The organism is Rhodoferax sp. (genome assembly GCF_028688795.1).
GTDB lineage: Bacteria > Pseudomonadota > Gammaproteobacteria > Burkholderiales > Burkholderiaceae_C > Rhodoferax.
Genome location: NZ_JAQTXM010000003.1, coordinates 233,598 through 239,761 on the forward strand (window position 1 = coordinate 233,598; position 6,164 = coordinate 239,761).

Annotated in this window: 7 protein-coding genes; 3 read left to right on the plus strand and 4 right to left on the minus strand. The window is 57.4% G+C overall.

Annotated features, from left to right (window positions below; translation table 11 throughout):
- Window positions 1-2: 2 nt before the first annotated feature.
- The 3 genes from PHQ58_RS04080 (at window position 3) to PHQ58_RS04090 (ending at window position 2,594) form a co-directional block, all read left to right on the plus strand.
- On the plus strand, window positions 3-611 hold the full coding sequence (locus tag PHQ58_RS04080; protein WP_300107257.1) for an SCO family protein: 609 nt from the start codon (window positions 3-5) through the stop codon (window positions 609-611).
- Window positions 612-643: 32 nt separating this feature from the next.
- Window positions 644-2,104 carry a phospholipase D-like domain-containing protein gene (locus PHQ58_RS04085; RefSeq protein WP_300107260.1) on the plus strand — a complete coding sequence of 487 codons (1,461 nt, stop codon included), beginning with the start codon at window positions 644-646 and terminating at the stop codon, window positions 2,102-2,104.
- Window positions 2,105-2,246: 142 nt separating this feature from the next.
- The gene (locus PHQ58_RS04090) at window positions 2,247-2,594 is read left to right on the plus strand and encodes an HPF/RaiA family ribosome-associated protein (RefSeq protein WP_300107263.1); all 348 of its coding nucleotides are present in this window, start codon (window positions 2,247-2,249) and stop codon (window positions 2,592-2,594) included.
- A 224-nt stretch (window positions 2,595-2,818) separates the two neighbouring features.
- Here the strand turns inward: PHQ58_RS04090 and rpoH are convergent, their stop codons facing one another.
- The 4 genes from rpoH to PHQ58_RS04110 form a co-directional block, all read right to left on the minus strand.
- On the minus strand, window positions 2,819-3,760 hold the full coding sequence (gene rpoH, locus PHQ58_RS04095; protein WP_300107265.1) for an RNA polymerase sigma factor RpoH: 942 nt from the start codon (window positions 3,758-3,760) through the stop codon (window positions 2,819-2,821).
- 99 nt (window positions 3,761-3,859) lie between these two features.
- Window positions 3,860-5,365: a potassium/proton antiporter gene (locus PHQ58_RS04100; RefSeq protein ID WP_300107268.1), complete on the minus strand. Its 1,506-nt coding sequence runs from the start codon at window positions 5,363-5,365 to the stop codon at window positions 3,860-3,862.
- 95 nt (window positions 5,366-5,460) lie between these two features.
- Window positions 5,461-5,856: a universal stress protein gene (locus PHQ58_RS04105; protein ID WP_300107271.1), complete on the minus strand. Its 396-nt coding sequence runs from the start codon at window positions 5,854-5,856 to the stop codon at window positions 5,461-5,463.
- A gap of 116 nt (window positions 5,857-5,972) precedes the next feature.
- The coding region (locus PHQ58_RS04110) for a 4Fe-4S dicluster domain-containing protein (RefSeq protein ID WP_300107274.1) at window positions 5,973-6,164 on the minus strand (192 nt) is incomplete at its 5' end.

Below are 6,164 nucleotides of genomic sequence, written 5' to 3' on the forward strand. Positions count from 1 at the left end.
CCATGAACAAACGAAATGCTCTTAAATTTATAGCTGGTTGCGCAGTATTTACGGGGTCTGCAGGTCTATTTTCTGCATGCTCACCCGCCGGGCCAAAATTCACGGCGATTGACATCACTGGCGCCGATTACGCCAAAGACTTTGTACTGACTGACCACAATGGCCAAGCCAGAACGCTCAAAGACTTCCAAGGCAAAGTCGTCATGATGTTCTTTGGCTACACCCAGTGTCCGGACGTCTGCCCGACCTCCATGGGCGAGATGGCCGAGATCAAAAGACTGCTGGGAAAAGACGGCGACCGCATTCAGTGCCTGTTTGTCTCGGTTGACCCCGAGCGCGACAAGCCTGAGGTGCTCAAAGCCTATATGGAAAACTTTGACCCCAGCTTTCTGGCGCTCTACACCACGCCAGAGAAAACTGCCGCACTGGCCAAAGATTACAAGGTGTATTACAAAAAAGTGGATGGCCCCACGCCCACTAGCTACACCATTGACCACACCGCAGGCAGCTATGTGTACGACACCACGGGTAAGCTGCGCCTGTTCACCCGCTACGGCACCAAGCCTGAGTTGACCGTTGCTGACGTCCGGCAACTGCTGCCAGCGCGATAGCCGGTCCATGCCGCACGGTCTAACATGCGGGCATGACTTCTTTTTCGCTGGAATTCATACAGCAGTTGGCGCAGGAGCTGACACCGTTGTTGGTGACCCTGTTTCACCTGGCTTGCGCACTGACCGTGACGGTGCATGCTTTGCTCAACAAGCGGCACGTGCACACGGCCATTGGCTGGATTGCCTTGGCCTGGCTGGCGCCATTTTTGGGCGCCTTGCTCTACGTGATGCTGGGCGTGAATCGCATAAAACGCGCTGGTGTCGCGCTGCGGATAAGAGGCCCGGAGCAGAGCCCGGGCGGCGCGGCAGATCTGATCAAGGGCACTGATGCTGCTTGCCTGCCTGAATTGATTGGCATCAATCGGCTCACACGTGAGGTCACGGGGCGTGTCTTGCTGGCCGGTAATGCCGTGACACCTTTGGTTCAAGGCGACGAGGCCTTTCCCGCCATGCTGGAAGCGATTCACTCGGCCCGCCATTCGGTCACATTGCTAACCTATATTTTCAATGACGACGTGGCAGGACGCGCTTTTGGTGATGCACTGGTCCAGGCGCAGGCCCGTGGCGTTCAGGTGCGGGTGCTGATTGATGCGGTGGGTGCGCGCTATAGCCGCACCAGCGTGGTCAGACGCCTAAAACAGGCCGGTGTGCCTGCCGCCGCCTTTTTGCCACCGCGCCTGACCCGCCTGCTAGCACAAGCCAATTTGCGCAACCATCGCAAGATCATGGTGGTGGATGGCGCGCTGGGCTTTACCGGCGGCATGAACATCAGTGCCAGCCATTGGCTGTCCAAACAGCCAGCACAGCCCGTTCAATGCCTGCATTTCGCAGTGCGTGGGCCGGTCGTCACGGACTTGCAGCGCACCTTTGCCATCGACTGGGCCTTCACCACAGGCGAAGCCTTGCAAGATTCTCCCTGGTTTGTCGCCAACGTGCCTTGTGGTCCGGTGCTGGCGCGCGGGGTGACAGACGGCCCCGATGCCGATATGGATCACATGCGTCAGGTCATCTTGGGGGCTCTGGCCACGGCGCGTCACCGGGTACGTATCGTCACGCCGTATTTCCTGCCTGATGACGTGGTGCTCACTACGCTGCAGGTGACCGCTTTGCGCGGCGTGGTGGTAGATATTGTGGTGCCGGCCCACAGCAACTTGCCGCTGATGGACTGGGCCATGCGGCCCCAGTGGGGTGAGCTTGTTGCTAGCGGCTGCCGCGTGCACCTGAGCGGCCCGGGCTTTGACCATGCAAAAGTGTTTTTGGTGGACGACGCCTGGTCGCTGATTGGTTCTACCAACTGGGATGCACGCAGCCTGCGCCTGAACTTTGAGTACAACTTGGAGTGTCACGATGCCGCGCTGGTGAGCCAGCTCGACAGGCTGGTCGATACGCGCATCCGGCGGGCGCACCGTCTTACCGCTGCAGAACTTGCGGGTCAATCACTGACGGGGCGACTGCGCGACCGCTTGGTGTGGCTGCTCTCGCCGTACTTGTGATGCACTGTTGATGCCTTGTGGCAGGTGTGGAACCTCGCTGGCCAGCAGGTTGGTCTTGCCTGGTATGAGGTAAAGTGGTGGCGCTAGGTTGATTGATAAAACGCGCCGGCCAGCGTGCCGGACAAAACAAAGGAAGAACATCATGCAAATACAAGTAAACACCGACGACCACATCCAGGGTGGTGAGTCTTTGGCCCAATGGATTCAGGAAGAAGCCGGCACCCGCTTGGCTCGTTTCAAAGAAAACATTACCCGCCTGGAAGTTTTTTTGACCGATCTGGACGGCGCGAAATCGGGTGTCGATGACAAGCGTTGCCGCCTTGAGGCCCGCGTGGTCAGCCGCCAGCCGGTCACAGTCACCGCAGATGCCGACAAAATGGCTGCCGCTTTTATCGCTGCTGTTGAAAAAATGGCACGTGCGCTGGACGCAGATCTGGGCCGCGTCAAAGACCGCAACGGGCGTGACACGATTCGCGCCGCGCAGGAGTAAGGCTTAAGCCTATGGAGGTTGGCTCAAGCCGCATGAGTCGGCCTCGATAGATTGTTATTTTTGACATTTTTAGCCTGTAGCCCTTATTTATAAAGCGTTACAAGCTACTAAAAATATAGCAATTAATTGGGTGTCATGGACAAGTGGCACTCAAAAAAATACCCCTGAAGCTGACGCTTTCAGGGGTGGGCTTGCAAAGTGCTGCGCCAGCGGTTAAGCCAGGTTTAGGCAAATTCAACCAGTGCCTTCTTCATCTTTTTCATGGCCGCCACTTCAATCTGGCGAATGCGTTCGGCACTGACGCCATAGACGGCGGCCAGATCGTGCAGCGTCATGCCCCCCGAGCTGTCGTCATTCACCTTGAGCCAACGTTCTTCAACAATGTGGCGACTGCGTGCATCCAGCGTGTTAAGCGCCAGTGCAATGCCATCGCTGGCCAGCACGTCGCGGTGGTGGGCTTCGAGCATGGCTGTGGGTTCGTGCGCTGTGTCGGTCAGGTAGGCAATGGGCCCAAAGGCATCTTCACCATCGTCAGACGACATGGGGTCCAGCAGCACATCACCACCTGAGAGGCGCGCTTCCATTTCAATGACTTCTTCGCGCTTCACGTTCAACTCTGCTGCCATGGCGTCAATCTGGCTGTCGCTAAGTGTGTCGCGGTGCGTGTCCAAATCGGCTGCGGCATCTTCGCTACGGTAACGCTGCTTCATTGAGCGCAGGTTAAAAAACAGTTTGCGCTGTGCTTTGGTTGTGGCCATTTTGACCATGCGCCAGTTTTTCAGGATGTACTCGTGAATTTCGGCCTTGATCCAGTGCATGGCGTAACTCACCAGGCGCACGCCTTGGTCAGGATCAAACCGTTTCACGGCTTTCATCAGGCCCACATTGCCTTCCTGAATCAGGTCGCCATGCGGCAGGCCATAGCCCAGGTATTTGCGAGACACAGACACCACCAAGCGCAGGTGCGACAGCACCAGTCGACCAGCCGCCTGAACATCATTGTCCTGACGCAATTTTCGCGCTGCAGATTGCTCTTCTTCAAGGGTGAGCATAGGCATGCGATTGACGGCTGAAATGTAGGCTTCCAGATGGCCCAGCGCAGGCACCATCGTCCATGGGTTAGCCATGGTGAGCGCGGTGCCGGAAACTCCCGTTTGAATAGTCATGCCAGAACTCCTTGTTGCGTGATTTTTGTATATTAGCACTCACTATGAGTGAGTGCTAATTGAAAAGTTCAATCACTGCAATGGCTTGACGGCTGTTTTTTAGCTCTTGCCTTCAATCTTTTCCGAGGGCAGCTTCAGTCCAATGCCTGTCACCACACCATCGGACATCGTTCGCACACTTAATTCTGCCCGGTCCAGGGCCACTTGGTCGCCCACCACCACCGGGCGCATGATGGCATTGGTCAGCCAGGCGTCCACGCACAGGTCTGCATCAGCGGGCTGCTGAAGTCCGTAAAAGTCGCACAAATCGGCGACTCTGGTGTTGGCTTGAAGGGCGAAGTCGCCAAACACAGCACGAACGGCAGGTGTGTCGTTTTGGTCGGGCAGCACCACGTCCATGCGGTGCGCAAACCAGCCGATCGTGCTGCCTTGCAACAACAGCGATGTCAACACCACCACAAAAGCCACGTTGAAGATCAGCCGTGCTTCGGGCAGGTTCGCCATGAAGGGAAAGATGGCCAGCACAATCGGCACCGCGCCCCGCAAGCCAACCCAGGCGATGTAGAGGATTTCTTTGGGCTTGAAGCGCAAGGGTGCCAGGCACAATCCCACTGCCAGTGGCCTGGCAACAAACATCAACACCGCAGCGACACCCAGCGCGGGCCATGCAAACCCTTCGATCTCCGAAGGCGTCACCAGCAAACCCAGCAGCACGAACATCACCGCCTGCGACAACCAGGCATAACCGTCGAGCGCGGACAAGGCCAGTTTCACAATGGCAGGCGCCCTTCGGTTCAGGACGATCCCAAGCAGATAAACAGCCAGAAACCCCGCCCCCCCAACCCAGGTAGTTAAAGCGAATGTGGTCAGGCCGGCCATGGTCAGCAGCAACGCAATCACAGCCCCCGACTCTTCCAGTTGATGGATTCGCGGCAACACCAAGGCAAACACCCGCCCAATCCCAATACCCAGCAGCGCGCCCCAGCCAAACTGGGCCAACAAAGACCACACAATGGCATCAAACGACAACTCGCTAGCAACGCCACGGCCGGTGCTGGTGACCGATGCCAGACCAATCAGCGTGAGGGTCAGATAAACCGCCATCGGGTCGTTCATGCCGGACTCGATTTCTAGCGTGGTGGCAACCCGCTCGTTTAATTGAACGCCGGATGTCTTGAGCAGCGAGAACACGGCCGCCGCGTCGGTGGACCCGACGATCGCGCCCAGCAACAAAGCACTTGTCCAGCTTAGCTTGAGCAGGTAGACCGCAGCCACGGCGGTGAAGCCTGTGGTCAGCAGGACACCCAGCGATGCCAGCACCAGGGCCGGCTTCAGTCCGGTGCGAAATCTCGGGTAGTCGGTGCGCAGGCCGCCGTCGAGCAAGATGACGACCAGCGCAATGTTGCCGACCCAGAAGCTGAGGCGGTAATCATTGAACTCCCAGCCGCCTGGCCCGTCCACACCGGCCAGCATGCCCGTGACCAGAAATGCCAGCAGAAAAGAAAAGCCCACCCTTTTTGAGAATACGCCCACCAGAACGCTGATAAAAATCAGTGCGGAAGCGCCCAGCAAGGGCAGGCTGAGGAAGTCAAGGTTCAGGGTCATCTTGACGGGGATTATCCTCAGGCGCGCACCACACCCAAGTGCGCGCAAGTGCAACCTGGCGGGCGCTTAAAAATTCGCAAGTATTCTGTCGACGGCTACCCGCCAGCCTTGACCGCCAATACCGGGCAGGACACAGAAAGTAGCAGTTCCTGGGCCACGCTGCCCATGATGAGTTTGCCAACCGCCGAGCGCTTTCGCAGGCCGATGATCAGCACGGATACACGCATCGAGTCGACCAGGGCCTCGATCTCGTCGATCGCACTTTTGCCACGGACCAACTGTTTGAGTTCTGCGTTCAGGCCCGAGTCCTTCAGAATTTTCTGAACGCGGTCAGCTGCGTCGCCATCAACTGCAGAAGGGTCTGTTTTCCCGCCTCCAGGAGAGGCGTTGACCACCAGCAGGTGTTCATCGCGGCGCTTCGCAATTTCGATGCCTTTGTTCAAAGCCGCTTCCCCCTCGGGTCGCGGCACATAAGCCACAAGTATGGTCATGGTTTCTCTCCTTTTAAGTTGCAAATGGTTCAAGCCATTGGCAAGCTCTCACCATGTCTGCTGTGATGTGCATGGCTACAGTGACATGTGAATGCTTGCCAATGAAGATGGGGCTTTTACATCCCCGAATAATTAGGCCCGCCCCCACCTTCAGGCGTGACCCACACAATGTTCTGCGTCGGGTCCTTGATGTCGCAGGTCTTGCAATGCACACAATTCGCGGCATTGATCTGCAAGCGGTCGGTGTTGTCATCGTTCTTCACAAACTCATAAACACCAGCCGGGCAATAACGTGCCTCAGGGCCAGC

Coding starts and splice junctions, on each gene's coding strand:
- PHQ58_RS04105 (WP_300107271.1), bottom strand. CDS start 5,856: ATGACCATACTTGTGGCTTATGTGCCGCGACCCGAGGGGGAAGCGGCT.
- PHQ58_RS04080 (WP_300107257.1), top strand. CDS start 3: ATGAACAAACGAAATGCTCTTAAATTTATAGCTGGTTGCGCAGTATTT.
- PHQ58_RS04085 (WP_300107260.1), top strand. CDS start 644: ATGACTTCTTTTTCGCTGGAATTCATACAGCAGTTGGCGCAGGAGCTG.
- rpoH (WP_300107265.1), bottom strand. CDS start 3,760: ATGACTATTCAAACGGGAGTTTCCGGCACCGCGCTCACCATGGCTAAC.
- PHQ58_RS04100 (WP_300107268.1), bottom strand. CDS start 5,365: ATGACCCTGAACCTTGACTTCCTCAGCCTGCCCTTGCTGGGCGCTTCC.
- PHQ58_RS04090 (WP_300107263.1), top strand. CDS start 2,247: ATGCAAATACAAGTAAACACCGACGACCACATCCAGGGTGGTGAGTCT.